The organism is Arsukibacterium sp. (genome assembly GCF_041616895.1).
Lineage (GTDB): Bacteria > Pseudomonadota > Gammaproteobacteria > Enterobacterales > Alteromonadaceae > Alishewanella.
This window is the reverse complement of sequence record NZ_JBFJPY010000033.1, coordinates 1-17,890: the sequence shown is the minus strand read 5'-3', so window position 1 is coordinate 17,890 and position 17,890 is coordinate 1. Positions and strand designations below refer to the sequence as shown.

Genomic DNA, 17,890 nt, shown 5'->3' with positions numbered 1-17,890 from the left:
TCAGTATGTTGAGTAGACACTATGAAGTTGCTTCGCCAGTTAACTATTAAACAACGGCTACTAGCCAACGCGTTTGCGTTAATTATTGCCATGCTATTGATGCTGGCGATCTTGTTTTATCAAAGCAATCAACTTAGCAGTCTGGCGGCTACTCAACAGTTGGTAGAGCAGCTTAATACCGATGTGCTAATGCTGCGCCGGCATGAAAAAGATTTTATGATGCGCAGCGAACTGAAATATCAACAGCGGTTAAATGACCGGATAGAGCAGTTAGCTACTAAGGTTGCTGCATTACGCCAATACTTAGCACAGCATAACATTGATGTTGCGCCACTAAACCAGTTCAGCCAACTCACCTCTGAATATCAAACTGTGTTCAACAAGCTGGTGGCGCAGCAAACGCAGCTGGGTTTAAGCGCGGCTGAGGGGTTGCAGGGCCGGCTGCGCGATAATGCTCAAACTCTGGAACAGCAGCTGAGTCAGGCCGATGAACTTCAGTTACAACTGAGCTTGTTGCAGTTGCGACGTCAGGAAAAAGATTTTTTGCTACGCCGCGAGCTTCGCTATGTTGAAGGTTTTAACACTGATTTCTCTGATTTTATTGCCACACTGCAACGCAGCTTTCCTGCCGGCGTTGCCCCGGCTAATGCGTATCGTGATGGCTTTAATAGTCTGGTGACCGGCATGCAGCAATTTGGGCTTGACGAAACGCAGGGCCTGACTGGCGAGATGCGCTCTGCGATTCAGCAAACTGAAACCAGCTTAAAGACATTATCTGAAGACAGCAGCAGTGCCATCGGCGACGCGGTTAGCAGTACCAAACAGTTGGCGGTAGCGATTTTTATTGTGGTATTAGTGCTGATGCTGGTGTTGGTAGGCTTTACCAGTAGCAGTATTATCAACCCAGTACTGGCGGTTTGTAAAACCATTGGCTTGATCCGCAACGAGCATGATTTCCGGCAACGGGTGGACGAAAGTGGTCAGGATGAAATGAGTCATCTGGCTCAGGATTTTAACGCCATGCTGGCAGATATTCAGCATTTAATCAGAACGGTGAATGAGGCCTTAGGGATGCTGGATCAGGCCACGGCGGAACTGGCACAGTCAACTTCAGATACCAGTGAGGGCATGCAACGCCAGCAGTCTGAAACCGATATGGTCGCCACCGCAGTCACTGAGATGGGCGCGACCATTAACGAAATTGCCAGTAATACTGAAATGACGGCAGCCAAAGCAGAGAGCACGAATCAAAATGCGAATAGTGGCCGCAAAGAAGTGGAGCAAACGGTTAATAAAATTCAGCAGCTGTCGGGCCGCTTGCAACAGGCAACAACGATCGTGACCGAACTTGAGCAGGACAGCCAGACCATTGGTTCAGTACTTGATGTTATTAGAGGCATTGCGGAACAAACTAATTTATTGGCATTAAATGCGGCCATTGAGGCGGCTCGGGCCGGAGATCAAGGCCGCGGTTTTGCCGTGGTGGCGGATGAGGTCAGACATTTGGCGCAACGTACTTCTCAGTCAACTGGTCAAATCGAAGAAATAATATCAGCGTTACAAGGCCGTACCCGCCATATTGTTGAGGCGATGCAGCAATGCCGGCAGCAAGGTACCGACAGTGCCGAGCAAGCCGGTATTGCCATGACGTTATTGGGGGAAATTACCCAGGATGTGACCAACATTATGGATATGACCACCCAGATAGCCGCGGCTATTGAGCAACAAAGCCATGTTGCGGCTGAGGTGAATAAAAACGTGGTGAAAATTCGTGATTTGTCAGACGATACTTTTGGTTATGCCCGGCAAAATGCCGCCATTAGCGAGGAAGTGGCGCAGCAGGCCGCCAGTTTGCGCCAGAGCGTTGAAATATTCAAAGCCTGACGCGAGCCACAGCGCATGTTGAGTGAAGCATTAGCTCAGCTGGCGGGTGCTGATCAGACTATCACGACTGGCATTCGCGTTTTTCAGCTGTGTCAGATAGCGCTGCCATAGCTCTTGCTGCTCGTTTGCCAGCTGACACAAAAAACTGAAATGATAAAGACCGGTATCGTGGCCATCATCAAAAGTTAATTTAACCCCGTAGTGACCGACGGGGCTGATGGATACAATGGCCACATCACGCTTGTTGGCCACCAGTTTTGGCTGGCCGTGGCCCCGCACTTCTGCCGATGGTGAATGTACCCGAAGGAACTCAGCGGACAGTACTTTTACCGACCCATCATTGAAGATTAGATCCAGCAACCGTTGTTGCTGGTGGTAGTGCAGAGTGCGTAAGACCATAAGTCACCTGGCTGTTGTGTAAAAGCATTTAGCGGGTGCATCAGCAACGATGCACCGCCCGCTTATAGAATGAAACGACTTAAATCTTCATCCTGCACCAGTGCCCCCAGGTGTTGCTCAACATAATCGGCAGTAATGTTGATATGCTCACCAGCATGGTCGGCAGCGTCATAAGAGATTTCTTCCAGCAAACGTTCCATCACCGTGTATAACCGCCTTGCACCGATATTTTCAGTAGTCTCGTTCACCTGAAATGCGGCGGCGGCTATGCGTTTTATTCCGTCAACACTAAAGCTGATCTTAACGCCCTCTGTTGCCAGCATGGCGATAGACTGTTCCGTTAGCGAGGCTTTAGGTTCGGTTAAAATCCGTTCGAAATCAGCTGCGGTCAAGGCTTCCAGTTCTACCCTGATTGGAAGACGGCCTTGCAGCTCAGGGACTAAATCAGACGGTTTACTCATCTGAAAAGCGCCAGAAGCGATAAATAAAATGTGGTCAGTTTTTACCATACCATGTTTGGTGTTTACGGTGCAGCCTTCGATTAATGGCAATAAGTCGCGCTGCACGCCTTCCCGCGATACGTCCGGGCCGCTGGTTTCTCCACGTTTACAGATCTTGTCAATTTCATCCAGAAACACAATGCCATTTTGCTCAACGGCCTCCAACGCCTGTGCTTTTAATTCTTCCGGATTGACCAGCCGGGCCGCCTCTTCCTCTACCAATTGCTTCAGCGCATCTTTAATTTTCAGCTTACGCTTTTTCTTTTTGTCCTGGCCCAGGCTTTGAAACATGCTTTGCAGCTGTGAGGTCATTTCTTCCATGCCTGGCGGCGCCATAATTTCAACGCCGACCGGAGTTTGTGCCAGCTCCAGCTCTATTTCTTTGTCATCCAGCTGGCCTTCACGCAGTTTTTTGCGGAAGATTTGCCTTGTAGAATTGTTTTCAGTTACCGGTTGATTGTCCTGGTCTGCCCAGCTATCACGGGGCTTTGGCAGTAGTGCATCCAGAATGCGTTCTTCTGCGGCTTCTTCTGCCCGGAATCGATTTTTTGCAATCGCCTGTTCGCGCAGCATTTTTACCGCGCTGTCGGTCAAATCGCGAATAATGCTTTCCACTTCTTTGCCAACATAACCGACTTCAGTAAATTTAGTCGCTTCAACCTTAATAAAAGGGGCATTAGCCAGTTTGGCTAAACGCCGGGCAATTTCCGTTTTACCTACCCCGGTGGGGCCAATCATCAAAATATTTTTCGGGGTCACTTCTGCGCGCAGGCCAACGTCTAGTTGCATCCGGCGCCAGCGGTTGCGCAGGGCAATGGCCACGGCACGTTTCGCTTTGCTCTGGCCAATAATATGCCGGTCCAATTCGTGGACGATTTCTCTGGGAGTCATATCAGACATAATAAACCTGCTTAAAGTTGTTCAATAGTATGTTGCTGGTTGGTGTAGACACAGATATCACCAGCAATAGTTAAGCTTTTCTCTACGATATCCGAGGCGCTAAGCTCCGTATTTTGCAATAACGCTGTGGCGGCAGCCTGAGCAAACGGACCGCCGCTACCAATAGCGATAAGATCGTGTTCCGGCTGAATTACATCACCGTTTCCAGTAATGATAAGCGAGCAGTTGGCGTCAGCAACAGCCAATAGAGCCTCAAGCTTGCGTAGCATACGATCAGTACGCCAGTCTTTAGCCAGTTCTACCGCAGCGCGCATTAAGTGGCCCTGGTGCAATTCCAGTTTTGCTTCAAACCGTTCAAACAGGGTGAAAGCATCGGCAGTGCCGCCGGCAAAGCCTGCCAGCACTTTGTTATTATAAAGTCGGCGTACTTTGCGAGCATTACCTTTCATTACGGTATTGCCTAACGACACCTGGCCATCGCCACCAATGGCGACATGGCCGTTACGGCGCACAGAAACGATAGTTGTCATGAATTTTAGCCCTATGGCGAATAAACCTAGGGCTTAAGTGTGGCTGGCAAGGCTGCTTTTCAAGTCCAGTTCCAAATCCGGCAGCCATTGATATTTTGCTGCTGCAGCCGGTTTCTATCCGCGGTTGCCTGGCGCTTGGAATTGTAGGGGCCTAAAACCACCCGGTACCAGACGCCGTTACTGCCCTCTGTGCGGCGCACCGCAGAGGCATAACCGGCAAAAGCAATTTGAGCGCGCATCGCTTCGGCCTGATCGGCCTGGCGAAATGAACCGCATTGCATTTGAAACGGACCTTGCTGCTCCCGCTCCGTGGTATCTACTTCTACCTGAACTTCTTTATTTTCCAGCTCTTTGATGTATTGGTAAGGTTCTGCAACGGGTTTAACCGGTAACTCGTCGACTGCAGGTGTGCTTTTAGACACCTCAGGTGGGGTATTCGCTGTAGCAGACGGTTGTTGTTTTAAATACCACAGAAAACCGGCAAAGCCGCTTAGTAAAATGGCAGTCACCAGCATCAGCAGCCAGGGACGGTTTGCCTTGCTGGCAGCTCTGGAATTGCTACGGCGTGCAGCGCTCGCTCTGGGTTTTGCTTTGGGCTTAGGGCGGGCAGTTTTTACATAATCTTTTTGCGGCATATTGACAGCTTAACAACCTGGCTTAAGAATTCACTGGCGCTATTCTACCTGCTTAGTCTGAAAAAGAAATAAGCAGGGGCAATGCGGTTAACTTAAGTCGATCGGGTCGACATCGAGTTGCCATTTCAGTTGGCGGCTGAGCGGCCACTGCTGAAGTACTTGCAGCAGTGTGGCTAAGGCCTGATGCAGCTGTGGCCGCTGTGCGCTGTAAAGTTGCAGTTGCCAGCGAAATTTTCCGGCTCGTTTTTCCATCGGTGAGCTTAGTGGGCCCAGTAATTCGAGTCCAGGCATGGTTTTAGCCAAGGCAGCCAGTTCCGTTAACCACTGCTGGCATAGACTGCTTTGCAGTGCTTCAGCCCGAAACAGCGCCAGATGTTGATACGGCGGTAACCGGGTATGCTGCCGCTCCAGTAGCGCGCTGCGGGCAAACGCCGCATAACCATTCTGAATGATATCCTGTAACAGCACATGCTCAGGATAGTGGGTTTGCAGTAAGACCGTGCCGGGGTTGCTGCCCCTGCCAGCCCGACCTGCCACCTGAGTCAGCAACTGGCCTAATTGCTCGGGTGCTCTGAAATCACTGCTATAGAGAGCACCATCGACATCAACAATGACCACTAAAGTGACATAGGGAAAATGATGTCCTTTTGCCAGCATCTGGGTGCCCAGAATCAACCGTGGACCACTTTGATTAATACTGTCAAGCGCACTGGCCAGCGCACCTTTACGCCGGGTAGTATCACGATCAAGCCGGGTAATGGCGACCTCAGGAAATAATTGTTGTAAATTTTCTTCCAGTTGCTCGGTGCCCTGGCCAACCGGTGCCAGGCGGGCACTACCACATTCTTTGCATTGGCGGGGCACCGCTTTTATCGCACCGCAGTGATGACAAACCAACTGTCGGCTTTGTTTATGATAGGTAGTAAACGCATCACAGCGATGGCATTCGGTCAGCCAACCGCACTCCTGACAGCTAAGAGCCGGTGCAAAGCCGCGCCGGTTTAAAAATAACATTACCTGCATACCCTGCTGCAGTTGCTGCCGGATATATTGTAAGGTCTGGCTTGCCAGGCCAAATTGCAAAACCTGCTGTTTCAAATCGACCAGCTGATAGCGGGGCATAGCCTGACCACCAGCCCGATTCTGCAAGCTAAGGTGAACAAAGCGTTGCTGCTGGCAATTGTAGAGACTTTCCAGCGAGGGGGTGGCAGAGCCCAGTAAAACTGGACACTGTTCGATAGCCGCTCTTTTAATGGCTAAATCCCGGGCATGGTAGCGAAAGCCATCCTGCTGTTTTAATGATTGGTCATGTTCTTCATCAATAATAATAAGGCTTAACCTGGTAAAAGGTAAGAACAACGCTGAGCGGGTACCAATAACAATAGCGGTGCTACCTGCCTGCGTTTGTTGCCAGCAATTAAGGCGTTCAGTATCCGTCAGATTGGAATGCCAGCATAGCACCGGGGCCTGAAAGCGGCTTTGAAAGCGAGCCAGCGTTTGTGGAGTTAGGCCAATTTCCGGGACTATGACCAGCACCTGTTTACCTGCATCGAGCAGTGGCGCAATAGCTTGCAGGTAAACTTCGGTTTTGCCTGATCCGGTTACACCCTCCAGTAGCAGGCTTTGAAAGCGCTCTGCCGCCTGATTAATTGCGGTAACCGCCAGCGCCTGATCAGCAGTGAGCTGCAATGCCGGCTGTTTCAGACCTCGCTGCTGATAAGGCGTCAACGGTAGCAAGTGCTGTTCAATCAGGTTTTTGTCGGCCAACTGTTTTACTGCAGAGCGTGGATGGCTAGCCTGCAGTTCCAAAGCTGGAATCGGACCCTGTTGTAAGGCGTGCCACAATGCCAGCTGTCTGGCCGAGCGTTTAAAGTCAGCAGGGCTGGCCTTAGTGCCGGTCGGGCTTAACTGCCAGGCATATTGCTGATAATCAGCCAGGTTTTTCCCCTCACGTAGCAAAGCAGGCAGGGCAGCCGTTAACACTTCGCCAAGGGGATGATGATAATACTCTGCTGCAAAGGTCAGTAACTGGCGCAAGGTGTCGCTTATTACAGGCTGACGATCAATAACGCTGATTACCGGCTTTAGCTGAGCCAACGGATAGTGATCGGCCGGGTTTAGTTGCCAGGCAATACCAATTAATTCCCGTTTGCCAAAAGGCACCCGTAACCTGCAACCTATCTGCACCTGCTGGTTGGCACTTAACAAATAATCAAAATGTTGCCGCAGAGGTAACGGCAGAGCCACGCGAATAACTGACACAGCTAGGATCCTTCAGATTAGGCAAACCATAGTGTAAGATGCCCACAGGCAGCTGCCAAGTAAAACAAAGTGCTAAATAAGTCAGGATGGCAGTTGCAACTTTGCTGGCTATCTATTAAGCTACGCGCCCTTAATTAACTGTAATTACGTATGGTGTCTGGCACATGATGACCAGATAGCGATACGGCCTAACGAGGTAAGCCATGAAACCAGGTATCCACCCAGAATACAAAGAAATTACTGCAACTTGTACTTGCGGTAACAGCTTCAAAACGCACTCAGCGCTGTGTAAAGATATCCACTTGGACGTTTGTTCAAGCTGCCACCCGTTTTACACTGGTAAGCAGAAAGTATTAGACGTTGGCGGCCGTGTTGACCGCTTCAAAAAACGTTTCGCGGTATTGGGCAATCGTTAATTCGCCCGTTAATATCGTCATAAAAAAAGCACCTGAGGGTGCTTTTTTTATTGCTAAAATTAATAAACATTAACTCGTCCTTTATTTACCACCACTAAGAACTTCCCCGATTGAACTGGCACCTTTTCCGGGTTTAACCGACGCACAGGCTGAACTTGAATTTTCACAGCTCACACCACTGATCCGGCTACCAATAGCACGGCGATCATATTTGCCACTGGCATTTAGCCGCCTGACCAGACCATCCAGCATTACGTTGGCTTCCAGTTTCTGGCCGCGCACCTCTATAACTTCAATGTCATCAACGCTTTTAAATTCAGCGACCAGTTCAGTTTGCTGCTCATCTGTGGCTATTTCATCAATAACCTGCTGCAGGTACTCCCGGGCTTGTGGATGGCGGGCCAGGGTAAGCGCTTTGAACAACTGACCAGCACCCGCTAAATCCTGCTCAGTTGCGGTACCGGTTTGCTTTAGCCGGGCCAGCAGAAACATCGCATTCATCAGTTTAGTTTCTGCGGCTTTTTCTAACAGGGTTACTGCCTCGGCTACTTTAGTTTCATCATCAGTTTGCAAATGCAGCAGTGCCTGCTGGTACATCGCAGGTGCATATTCGCTGTTAACTGCCTGAGCCAGTAATTTATCTGCTTGCTCGTTATCTTGTTCCAGGATAAAGCCATTGCGGTACCAGTCCGACATCAGATAAGTTGCCATAGGGTTACGATGCCTGACCCCAAGTTTAATATAGCGGATCGCTTGCTGGTTGTTTTGCTCTAAACCGTCACCCGAGGCATAAGCTACGGCGACGAAAGCTGCAGCATCGCCACTGCCGCTGCGGGCCAGCTTTTTTAAGCGGCGCATTTCGTTTTCGCACTGGTTTTCTGCACACACTTTGTCACTGGCTAAAGCCTTGGCGGGAAGGCTGCTAACAGCGGCCAGTGCCAACGTAACACTGAGCGCAATAATGCTACTTATCCAGGCTGCGTACATAAAAACTCCGATATATTTACAAAATATTTATATGGCAATAATCGGTCAGGCTTGGATCCGGGTCAAGACAATCGGAACAACAGACTGTAAACAAATATGTAAGCATCTATTACCAGATTGTCTGATGGTAGTGGATGGCGCTGCTTGTTTTTTAAGCAAATAGTCGATATTAATAAAAAAAATGGTTTAATTTCCAGTGTTTAGCAAATTATGCAAAAATCAGCTTGTTGTTTGGATGGCTATACGCCTGAATTAGCAGCAGTTTACGCGCTATTGGCTGGGTATAATTTTTGATAGTTAATCACAATAACCGCAATCTTAATCGTGCTGCTGACTGCACGGCATCCTAATATCGGCAAAAAATACCTTAAAAAGGTAATTGCCGGGTGGGGCAGGGCTTGGCGATTGCGACTGAAGTTGCTATAACAATTAGCAATAAGACTAAAGTGGTATGGTCAGTAAGGCGTTGTTGCACTGTTAAAATCGCCAGACCTTAGGAATAGTAAGTGACACGCTAGTCCTGGTTACCCAATAAAAAGTTGTTTCAGACAATAATCAGAAGTTACCCTCACTCATTAAATGCAGGAAAACACGATGTCAGATTTCAGAGAACAGGCACTTAAGTATCACGCAGAGCCTACCCCGGGAAAAATTAGTATTGAAATCAGTAAGCCGGCGGAGACTGTAAAAGATCTGGCACTGGCATACAGCCCGGGTGTAGCCGAGCCGGTGCGGGAAATTGCCGCTGACGTTGATAATGTTTACAAATATACCGCCAAAGGCAATCTGGTGGCGGTAATTACTAACGGCACCGCCATTCTTGGTTTAGGAAACCTGGGGCCAATGGCCTCAAAACCGGTAATGGAAGGCAAAGCATTGCTATTTAAACGGTTTGCTAACCTTGATTCCATTGATATTGAAGTCAGCCATCGCACTACTGAAGAGTTTATCAACACGGTGGCAAATATCGCTGATACGTTCGGTGGCATTAACCTGGAAGATATTAAAGCGCCTGAATGCTTTGAAATTGAAAAAGAGCTGATTAAGCGCTGTAAAATACCGGTGTTTCACGATGACCAGCACGGTACGGCAATTGTGACTGCGGCCGGCATGCTCAATGCGCTGGAAATTCAGGGTAAGGATATCAAGGACGCTATTATTGTATGCATGGGTGCCGGAGCTGCGGCGATTGCCTGCATGGAGCTGCTGATTAAATGCGGTGCTCAGCGTGAGCACATTTATATGCTGGATACCAAAGGGGTAATTCACACCCGGCGGGACGATTTAAATCAATATAAATTATTATTTGCCAATAATACGGATAAACGTACATTGGAAGATGCACTAAGTGGGGCGGATGTATTTGTGGGCGTATCCGGACCGGACGTATTGCCACCAGAAGCGTTATCATTAATGGCGCCAAATCCGGTTATTTTTGCCTGCTCAAACCCTGATCCGGAAATTAAACCGGCGCTGGCCCACGCGGCCCGCAAAGATTTAATCATGGCAACCGGTCGTTCAGATTATCCTAATCAGGTTAACAACGTATTGTGCTTCCCGTTTATTTTCAGGGGCGCGCTGGATGTGCGGGCCAGTGTTATTAACGACGAAATGAAAATAGCCGCGGTTAATGCGATACGTGCTATCGCCAAAGAGCCGGTGCCCGCTGAAGTATTACAAGCGGCGCAGATTGATAAACTGCAGTTTGGCAAAGCCTATATTATCCCGAAGCCAATGGACCCAAGACTGTTACCGCGGGTGGCCCGTGCGGTAGCAGAGGCCGCAGTAGCATCTGGCGTCGCCCGCATTGCGTTGCCAGAGAACTACTACCTTTAATTTGAATAAAAATGTGAGGTCAACGCTGACGACATCTTGTTAGTCAGCCTTGACCCGTATTTAATAAACTGTGCGAATCAGCTTGTCTAGCGTACCTTACTTTTGCGGATCATTTTATACAGTAGTTCTGGTGAAAGCCGCGAGACCCAGGCGCCAAGCCGTTCTTTTAGCCCACCAATCACGATATAGCTCTTGTTGTTAAGTAATGCTTTTACCGCTTTTGCAGCAAACTGCTCCGCACTCATAGCATTGGCCTGTGCGGTGTCCATTTCACCGAGCGCCTTGCCATCGCCGGTAAGGGCATTTAGCGATACATCCGTTTTGACAAAACCAGGAAAAAGCGTAGCGACTGTAAGGCCCTGGTCAAATAATTCGGCTCTCAGACTGTTTGCCCATAAATGCAGGGCGGCTTTGGCTGCTGAATAGCTGCCACGGTATTGGGTGCCTACTAAACCTGCCACTGAAGATACAAAAATAACTTTGCCGCCACCATCTGCCAGCAGCAAAGGCAGAGCCTGACGGGTTAAGTTAATTTGAGCGAAATAGTCCACTTCAAATAATTTACGTTCAGTTTCAAGAGGAGTGTCAAGGATCAGTGCTCGCTGGCTGATCCCGGCATTATTTATTAACCAATCGAGACCACCAATCTGTTGTTGGATGGTCGCTATTGCGGCGGTGATAGCCTCACTGTCGGTAATATCGAGTGGCAGTAGCACGTGCTGAGTGGCATTGGCTAAGCTATCGCGGACCCGTTCCAGTTCGGTTTGACGACGGGCGCTTAAAATCAGCCTTGCACCATCGGCGGCCAGTTCCCGTGCCAGCGCCTCGCCGATACCACCAGACGCGCCGGTGATCCAGATGACTTTGTTTAAGAGAGTTGTATGAGTAAGTGCCATAATGTGGTGTTGTCCTGTGCCTGTGCTGCACAGGACATTAAGCCAGTCTTAACGGTGTTGTAAAGCGTTGTCGGCTTGTACCTTATATTTACGCTGATAATACCCTTTTAAGGCCATCAGCACGGTTAAGCCAATCACTGGCGCTGCCAGCCAGCTTACTATCTGCCATTCACCGGGCAACCATTCTGAAAACACTTTGCGACCGCCTGCAGAAAAAAATGCCGTGTAAACCGCAATGCCTGCACCGACCATGGCACTGAAGTGTTCAATAATCCACGCTCGTGGCGCCACGACCTTTTTAAAGACATACATACTGATATTGATGGCTGTTATCAGGCTGACTATCGCAAATATAATCAGCAGCGGCATACCGATACTGATCCCTTGCCAACCAACAAACACCGCAACCGGAAACATTAAAAATACCGGGCCCTGATAGGTCCAGCTGCGCAGCATGTCGCGGTTTGCTTTTGCACGTAATGCGCCAATAGCATGGCGCACGGTTACCCAGGTGAGCATGCTCAACAGCAATAAAAAATAAGTAAACGGAATACGCCATACCATCATTTTTTCAATGTGTTCCATACTGATTTGCTTACTGTTGACGTAAATCCCGACGGGATCTGCCATACCAATCAGGCTCATGGCAATCCCTGAGCCTGCAACAAACAGCATAATGTAGTAAAACATGTTGCCGGCGTTAATATGCAGCTTACTGCCTTTACGGGCAATAATAGGTAGCCAGAATACCATTAACGCGATAGCACCTAAAAAAATGTGGATATATAGCAATGTCGTGTGGAACGTTAACATGGTCAGCCTCCTTGGTTTATACCCAAAGCTTACGCCAGTGACATGGTGATAGCAGGTGCCAGAAGTCAGGATTTTCCAACATGACTTCTGGCCTATTGCAGTTATTTCGCGACATCGCATAATGACCCAATGAAAAGAAAAATTGATTTTGCCAGTCTTGCCGGATTATTAACCTGGCTGATGGTTTATGGCATTACCTTATACATTTTGTACAAAACCACTTCGGCGTATGGTGGGGTGTTACTGCATGCCTATTTTTTAGGATATGGCGCACTATTCTGGCTGCTAACCCGGGAACAGCGGCCCTATGGGTTGCGGGGCCGCTTTGGTCCCTGGCTATTAGCGCTGCAATTGTTGTTGGCCTTTGCGCTCCAGTGGCTGCTGGGGGATCGAAATTTCGATTTTCTGGCGATTTTAACGATCATCTGGGCGGCGATGCTGCCCTTTGTGCTGCGCACCGGCCCGGCAATGTTGCTGGCCATTCTGATCGTCGCGTTGTGGCATCTGCTGATTGCCTGGCAAACGGGCAGTAGCGTCTGGATAACCGCATTGCTTTATGGCTGTTTTCATTTGTTCGCGGTGTTGGTGCAAAGTGCCAGTCGGGATGCTGAAGCCGCTAAAGAAGAGCTGGAGCAGAAGCATCAACAGCTACTGGCAACTCAGCAATTATTGCAAGCAGCGTCACGCCAGAGTGAGCGTACCCGGATTGCCCGCAATCTGCATGATGTCGTTGGCCATCATTTAACCGCACTGACGATTCAGTTGCAGGTGGCCGGGCATTTAACCAATGGCGAGGCTAAAGTGCAGGTAGATAATTGCCATCAGCTGGCGAAATTGCTGCTGGCCGATGTGCGTGAAGCGGTCAGTACCATGCGCCAGTACGCTGATATCAGTTTGCTGGACGCAATAACAGGACTAACCCGTTTGCTGCCAACGCAACTGGAAGTAAAACTGCAGGTTCCTGCTGAGATTATGCTCAATGATCTGACACAGGCGCAGCACCTGCTATGTATAGTCCAGGAAGCATTAAGTAACAGTCTAAAACACAGTGGTGCCAGCACCGTTGAAATAACTGCCCGGGTAGCACAGCATCAGTTACAGTTAATGATTTGGGATAATGGCACCTTGACAGCTCGCTGGCAGCCTGGCAATGGCATTACCGGTATGCACGAGCGCGTAGCCGAGTGCGGTGGCAGTTTACAACTGACTACCCGGCAACGGGCAATGCAGCTTTGTATAACCCTGCCTTACAAAGAGAGTGACAATGTATAAGGTATTGCTGGTAGACGATCAGAAACTGATCCGTGATGGTATTAAAAGTTTGCTTGGGCTATCTGGCAAAATCACGGTAGTGGGAGAGTGTGCAGATGGAACCACGGTATTAAATGCCTGCGTTGAACTGCAGCCCGATGTGGTGTTACTGGATTTATCTATGCCGAAGATGAATGGGGTGCAAACGCTGGCAGCGTTAAAGCAAGCAGGTATTAGCACGCCGACACTAATCCTGACCACCTTTGATGAACATGAACTAGTGTTAAAAAGTATCTCAGAGGGGGCTAGGGGCTTTTTATTAAAAGATGTATCGCTTGATACCCTGGTGCAGGCCATTGCAACGCTGGCCGAAGGTGGTAGCTGGTTTGCCCCTAACATTACTGAGCGTTTGGTTGGCAGTGTTCGCACCAGCAGCAACACCAGCTTTAGCATGCCGGCCACGCTGGAACCGCTATCTGAAAAAGAGCTGGAGATCCTGCAGCTGATGGCGGCGGGCTATAGCAACAAAGAAATTGCGGCGGCGCTGTATAAATCGGAAGGCACGGTAAAAAATCAATGTTCTGCCATTCTGGCAAAACTCGGTGTACGGGATCGCACCCGGGCTGTGCTACTGGCACTGGAGCTTGGCCTGATCAGCTAGGCGTTGAGCATTTACTGTGCTTGTTTACCCAAATAAAAAAACCGCCAGCGGGCGGTTTTTTTATGCAACACCTGAGAGTCTGCGGGTTATTCTTCGGTGGTATCTGCTTCAATAATAACCGGAATAGGTTTGCCCATACTGGTAAGAATCTGTCTTACTTCTGTCGGGATTTGGTGCGGATTATCTTTACGTAAGTCTTCGTCGGCTGGCAATGGCTGGCCTGTAAACGCATGTAAGAAGGCTTCGCATAATAACTCACTGTTAGTGGCATGGCGCAGGTTATTAACCTGGCGTCGGGTACGCTCGTCGGTTAATACTTTTAAAACATTCAGCGGAATGGAAACGGTAATTTTTTTTACTTGTTCTGACTTTTTACCATGTTCCGCGTAAGGATGGATATATTCGCCATTCCATTTAGCCATAAGGGTACCTTAGTTATTTATAATGGTTATTCGTATTTGCTCGCGCAGTTGCCAAATTCTAACTTTTTATCCCGCCATGTCCAATAGTGAGCAACAAATAATCATTATAGACGGCTAAATGGTTTGACATCCAACTTTTGATCGATATACTTTTAGACGTCTAAACATCCAAAGTTGAAAGTCAAAAGGTGCCATTATGTCTCATTCAGCCGCTGCAACTATTACTGCCAGGGCCGGTATTGCCGAAGATACGGCATTTGGTGCAGTTACCCCACCGTTATATCTGACTACCACCTATGAGCTGCCAGCTTTTGGGAAACCAGGGCAATACGATTATTCCCGCTCTAATAACCCTACCCGCGACACACTGGCAGAGGCATTATGTCAGTTAGAGCAAGGGGCCAAAGCTATTGTCACGGGCAGTGGTATGTCAGCCTGTTTGCTGGCACTGCAGTTGCTCAGACCTGAGGATACTTTGGTTATCCCGCATGATTGCTATGGCGGCAGTTACCGTTTGTTTACTAATCTGGCACAGCGCAAGCAGGCTTTTAAGCTGGTGATCGTTAATTTCCAGCGCGCTGACTGGGCAAAACAGCTTACAGCAGCCAAGCCAGCGATGATCTGGCTGGAAACACCGAGTAACCCGTTGCTGCAAATTACTGATGTAAAAGCCGTATGCCAACTGGCCAGTAGTATTAACGCCAAAGTTGTAGTTGATAACACTTTTTTGTCACCTGTGCTGCAACAACCATTGCAATTAGGTGCCGATATTGTAGTGCATTCCACCACCAAATATATTAATGGTCACAGCGATATTGTCGGGGGAGTACTGGTGGCAAAAGACCCTGCTGTGGGTGATGAGTTAAAATGGTGGGCGAATTGTTTAGGGGTAACCGGGCCGGCATTTGATAGCTATATGACGCTGCGCGGCTTACGCACCCTGGTACCACGCCTGCAATTACAGCAACAAAATACTGCTGAGCTGGTTAGCTTTTTACAACGCCAGCCATTGGTTAGCAAATTGTACTACCCTGGGCTTGCTGAGCATCCTGGCCATGCTATTGCCAAAGCTCAGCAAAGTGGCTTTGGTGCCATGTGCAGTTTTGATTTGGCGGCACCGGCTGAAGCCTTACCGGTATTTTTTTCCAGTCTGAGATTATTTACCCTAGCGCAATCTCTTGGTGGTATTGAGAGCTTAATTTGTCACCCTGGCAGCATGACGCATGCCTCAATGGATGCGGCTGCCCAACACACCGCCGGCATTGGTCCAACGTTAGTTCGGTTATCAGTGGGTATTGAAGCGCCGGCTGATTTAATTGCCGACTTGCAGTCCGGATTGAATGCGGTTGCCAACTGGCTGGGTACTGAGCAGTCACGTCATAATTCGAAGCATGCTGCGGCTAAAGTGCAAGGCAAGTCAGAATTGAACCGCCAATACCGGCTTAACCCGGCTTTAACGGCGTTGTGGTAAGCGGCTATGAGTCAGCAATTAACCGTAGCGTCAGCGCGGCAGTGCTATGAAGTTCATAAATTTGGCGGCAGCAGTCTGGCCAGCGCCATGCGTTTTCAAGCTGTTGCGACGCTAGTGCAGCAACAAGCCGGTTTACCCTGGGTCGTCGTGTCTGCCCCGGGCGACACCACGGATGCGTTGCTTGCTATTATTAGTCGTTACCAACGAGCTGAGGATATCAGCCTTCCCTTGGTTCGGCTTACCATAGCGTTACAGCAACTTGTCAGTGAAACCTTAGCAGCTGAGCATGCTGCGCCTGTGCTGACAACGTTAAACGGCTGGTTGCAACAGATACCGGGCTGGTTAGCCAGCGAGCAAGTTAATGAAGTATTGGCAATTGGCGAGTTGCTGTCAGCAACCCTATTAGCCGCACTGTTAACAGCGCGGGGCAAAGCGGCTCAGGCGATAGACGCCAGAAATTTTCTGGTGTTTAACGGCTCTGAACCTGACTGGCAGCAAAGTACTTCACGCTTTGGCAGGTTGACAGCGGGTTGTCAGCCAACGCAATGTTATGTTGTTACCGGTTTTATAGGCCGCGATGAGAACGGGGCCAGTATTACACTTGGTCGCAATGGCAGCGATTATAGCGCAACGTTGCTGGGGGCTTTACTTGCGGCTGAGCGGGTTAATATCTGGACCGATGTTACCGCCATTTACAGTGCAGACCCCCGTAAGTGTACTGAGGCGATTGCTTATAAGCAGGTTAATAAACGACAGGCTTGCCAGCTTGCTGCGCTGGGTAACCCGGTTTTACATGCTCGTACCCTGAGTCCGCTCACTGGCTCTGGTACTCATTTGCTGGTGCGCAGTGCCTTGCAGCCAGAGTGTGCCGGGTGTGAAGTTGAACCAGATGCACCAAACCAGGCGTTTTTAACCAGTTTAAACCCGGTGCGCTTAGTGTCATTAGCTGGCCGGCCGCAGATAGATGCCGATGCACTGGCGCGTGAGCTGCAAGGTGCTGTAGTGGTATTGCCACACGTTGATAACGCTGATGATGACAGCGGTCACTGTTGGCTCATACCCTCTGATGTTTGGCCTGAAGCCGCCACACAGTTGCAGCAGCAAGGTTGTCATCCTCTGGCAGATACCGTCGAGTATTACGCGCTGGTGTGGTTAAAAGCCGATAAGCAGCAACAGGTCAGTGCGGCTTTAACACACTACCTGCAGCAGCTACAGGTACAGCATCTGTATGAAAATGATCAACTGGCCGTTTGGCTATTTAAGCAGGAGTTAGCGGTGGCAGAGTTAAATCAAATCCATCAGCATTGTGTGGTAAGCAAACCAAGCCTGCAGTTATTGGTAGCTGGCACCGGCAATGTCGGGGCGGAATTTTTAGCGATGCTGCCGCAGCAGCAACAGGCTTTAGCAGCGGATATTACTCTGGAGCTGGCAGGCGTGTTTAATACGCGCCAAGCCTGGCTAGGGGCGAACTTAAAACCGACACTTTGGCAAGACCAACTGGCTGCCGCCGACCGTTATTCGACCGCAGAATTGCTAAGCTATATTCGTAAATTGCCAGCGCCCAAAGTACTGATTGATATCACGCCCAGCCAGCAGTTTGCCAGGCAGTATCCGCAGTTTGTAGCCGCTGGTTGCCATATTATCAGTGCGAATAAGCAAGGCGTCACGTTACCACTTACTGAATATCGTGCTATTTGCTCGGCCGTTGCCAAAGCGCAGCTTAGCTGGCGCAGTAATACCACGGTTGGTGCCGGTATTCCGGTGCAACAGGTCATTAAATCCTTGCTGCAAAGTGGCGATGGCATTAGCCGGGTAAGCGGGATATTTTCCGACACCTTATCCTGGTTGCTTTGCAAGTATGACGGCAGCGTGCCGTTTTCAAGCTTGCTTGCGCAAGCGGCTGAACTGGGTTTTACGGAGCCGGATCCAAGAGATGATTTATCGGGTATTGATGTACAGCGCAAGTTGTTGGTGCTGGCCAGAGAGCTGGGGCTGAGCCTGGAGTTAGAGCATATTAGCTTACAACC

At 49.4% G+C, this 17,890-nt stretch carries 16 protein-coding genes; 7 read left to right on the top strand and 9 right to left on the bottom strand.

The features are described 5' to 3' along the window. Nucleotides 1-21 precede the first annotated feature (21 nt). Nucleotides 22-1,884 carry a methyl-accepting chemotaxis protein gene (locus tag ABY802_RS07700; RefSeq protein ID WP_372626461.1) on the top strand — a complete coding sequence of 621 codons (1,863 nt, stop codon included), beginning with the start codon at nt 22-24 and terminating at the stop codon, nt 1,882-1,884. 30 nt (nt 1,885-1,914) lie between these two features. On the opposite strand, the gene ABY802_RS07695 is transcribed toward ABY802_RS07700, so the two are convergent. The 5 genes from ABY802_RS07695 to priA form a co-directional block, all read right to left on the bottom strand. Next, nucleotides 1,915-2,283 (bottom strand): gamma-butyrobetaine hydroxylase-like domain-containing protein, encoded by a 369-nt coding sequence (locus ABY802_RS07695; RefSeq protein WP_372626460.1) that lies wholly within the window; start codon nt 2,281-2,283, stop codon nt 1,915-1,917. A 62-nt stretch (nt 2,284-2,345) separates the two neighbouring features. Next, entirely contained in the window at nt 2,346-3,683 is a 1,338-nt protein-coding gene (gene hslU, locus ABY802_RS07690; RefSeq protein ID WP_372626458.1) for an HslU--HslV peptidase ATPase subunit, read from the bottom strand. Nucleotides 3,684-3,694: 11 nt separating this feature from the next. After that, nucleotides 3,695-4,213 carry an ATP-dependent protease subunit HslV gene (hslV, locus tag ABY802_RS07685; protein WP_290613483.1) on the bottom strand — a complete coding sequence of 173 codons (519 nt, stop codon included), beginning with the start codon at nt 4,211-4,213 and terminating at the stop codon, nt 3,695-3,697. 59 nt (nt 4,214-4,272) lie between these two features. Further along, entirely contained in the window at nt 4,273-4,848 is a 576-nt protein-coding gene (locus ABY802_RS07680) for an SPOR domain-containing protein (protein ID WP_372626457.1), read from the bottom strand. An 87-nt stretch (nt 4,849-4,935) separates the two neighbouring features. After that, nucleotides 4,936-7,110, bottom strand: a complete 2,175-nt coding sequence (priA, locus tag ABY802_RS07675) for a primosomal protein N' (RefSeq protein WP_372626456.1) — start codon at nt 7,108-7,110, stop codon at nt 4,936-4,938. Between the two features lie 203 nt (nt 7,111-7,313). On the opposite strand from priA, the gene rpmE reads away from it, so the two are divergent. Then, a complete protein-coding gene (rpmE, locus tag ABY802_RS07670; protein WP_019675731.1) occupies nt 7,314-7,526 on the top strand; it encodes a 50S ribosomal protein L31 in 213 nt (70 codons plus the stop codon). Between the two features lie 81 nt (nt 7,527-7,607). On the opposite strand, the gene ABY802_RS07665 is transcribed toward rpmE, so the two are convergent. Further along, the gene (locus tag ABY802_RS07665; protein WP_372626455.1) at nt 7,608-8,513 is read right to left on the bottom strand and encodes a tetratricopeptide repeat protein; all 906 of its coding nucleotides are present in this window, start codon (nt 8,511-8,513) and stop codon (nt 7,608-7,610) included. 594 nt (nt 8,514-9,107) lie between these two features. On the opposite strand from ABY802_RS07665, the gene ABY802_RS07660 reads away from it, so the two are divergent. Then, nucleotides 9,108-10,349: a malic enzyme-like NAD(P)-binding protein gene (locus tag ABY802_RS07660; RefSeq protein ID WP_372626454.1), complete on the top strand. Its 1,242-nt coding sequence runs from the start codon at nt 9,108-9,110 to the stop codon at nt 10,347-10,349. An 86-nt stretch (nt 10,350-10,435) separates the two neighbouring features. On the opposite strand, the gene ABY802_RS07655 is transcribed toward ABY802_RS07660, so the two are convergent. Both ABY802_RS07655 and ABY802_RS07650 read right to left on the bottom strand, forming a co-directional pair. Then, nucleotides 10,436-11,245: an SDR family oxidoreductase gene (locus tag ABY802_RS07655; protein ID WP_372626452.1), complete on the bottom strand. Its 810-nt coding sequence runs from the start codon at nt 11,243-11,245 to the stop codon at nt 10,436-10,438. A 48-nt stretch (nt 11,246-11,293) separates the two neighbouring features. Beyond that, nucleotides 11,294-12,058 (bottom strand): hypothetical protein, encoded by a 765-nt coding sequence (locus tag ABY802_RS07650; protein ID WP_372626450.1) that lies wholly within the window; start codon nt 12,056-12,058, stop codon nt 11,294-11,296. A 129-nt stretch (nt 12,059-12,187) separates the two neighbouring features. Between ABY802_RS07650 and ABY802_RS07645 the strand changes: the two genes are divergently transcribed. Continuing rightward, nucleotides 12,188-13,330 carry a sensor histidine kinase gene (locus ABY802_RS07645; RefSeq protein WP_372626449.1) on the top strand — a complete coding sequence of 381 codons (1,143 nt, stop codon included), beginning with the start codon at nt 12,188-12,190 and terminating at the stop codon, nt 13,328-13,330. Continuing rightward, entirely contained in the window at nt 13,323-13,970 is a 648-nt protein-coding gene (locus ABY802_RS07640) for a response regulator (RefSeq protein ID WP_372626448.1), read from the top strand. The genes ABY802_RS07645 and ABY802_RS07640 overlap by 8 nt, the downstream gene beginning before the upstream one ends. 86 nt (nt 13,971-14,056) lie before the next feature. On the opposite strand, the gene metJ is transcribed toward ABY802_RS07640, so the two are convergent. Beyond that, nucleotides 14,057-14,392 carry a met regulon transcriptional regulator MetJ gene (metJ, locus tag ABY802_RS07635; RefSeq protein WP_046556823.1) on the bottom strand — a complete coding sequence of 112 codons (336 nt, stop codon included), beginning with the start codon at nt 14,390-14,392 and terminating at the stop codon, nt 14,057-14,059. A 196-nt stretch (nt 14,393-14,588) separates the two neighbouring features. Here metJ and metB point away from each other — a divergent pair, with 196 nt between their 5' ends. Both metB and ABY802_RS07625 read left to right on the top strand, forming a co-directional pair. Continuing rightward, a complete protein-coding gene (gene metB, locus ABY802_RS07630) occupies nt 14,589-15,863 on the top strand; it encodes a cystathionine gamma-synthase (RefSeq protein ID WP_372626447.1) in 1,275 nt (424 codons plus the stop codon). A gap of 6 nt (nt 15,864-15,869) precedes the next feature. Next, nucleotides 15,870-17,890 (top strand): homoserine dehydrogenase (locus tag ABY802_RS07625; RefSeq protein ID WP_372626446.1); only part of this gene is annotated, 2,021 nt, incomplete at its 3' end.

Coding starts and splice junctions, on each gene's coding strand:
- ABY802_RS07700 (WP_372626461.1), top strand. CDS start 22: ATGAAGTTGCTTCGCCAGTTAACTATTAAACAACGGCTACTAGCCAAC.
- ABY802_RS07695 (WP_372626460.1), bottom strand. CDS start 2,283: ATGGTCTTACGCACTCTGCACTACCACCAGCAACAACGGTTGCTGGAT.
- hslU (WP_372626458.1), bottom strand. CDS start 3,683: ATGTCTGATATGACTCCCAGAGAAATCGTCCACGAATTGGACCGGCAT.
- hslV (WP_290613483.1), bottom strand. CDS start 4,213: ATGACAACTATCGTTTCTGTGCGCCGTAACGGCCATGTCGCCATTGGT.
- ABY802_RS07680 (WP_372626457.1), bottom strand. CDS start 4,848: ATGCCGCAAAAAGATTATGTAAAAACTGCCCGCCCTAAGCCCAAAGCA.
- rpmE (WP_019675731.1), top strand. CDS start 7,314: ATGAAACCAGGTATCCACCCAGAATACAAAGAAATTACTGCAACTTGT.
- ABY802_RS07665 (WP_372626455.1), bottom strand. CDS start 8,513: ATGTACGCAGCCTGGATAAGTAGCATTATTGCGCTCAGTGTTACGTTG.
- ABY802_RS07660 (WP_372626454.1), top strand. CDS start 9,108: ATGTCAGATTTCAGAGAACAGGCACTTAAGTATCACGCAGAGCCTACC.
- ABY802_RS07655 (WP_372626452.1), bottom strand. CDS start 11,245: ATGGCACTTACTCATACAACTCTCTTAAACAAAGTCATCTGGATCACC.
- ABY802_RS07650 (WP_372626450.1), bottom strand. CDS start 12,058: ATGTTAACGTTCCACACGACATTGCTATATATCCACATTTTTTTAGGT.
- ABY802_RS07645 (WP_372626449.1), top strand. CDS start 12,188: ATGAAAAGAAAAATTGATTTTGCCAGTCTTGCCGGATTATTAACCTGG.
- ABY802_RS07640 (WP_372626448.1), top strand. CDS start 13,323: ATGTATAAGGTATTGCTGGTAGACGATCAGAAACTGATCCGTGATGGT.
- metJ (WP_046556823.1), bottom strand. CDS start 14,392: ATGGCTAAATGGAATGGCGAATATATCCATCCTTACGCGGAACATGGT.
- metB (WP_372626447.1), top strand. CDS start 14,589: ATGTCTCATTCAGCCGCTGCAACTATTACTGCCAGGGCCGGTATTGCC.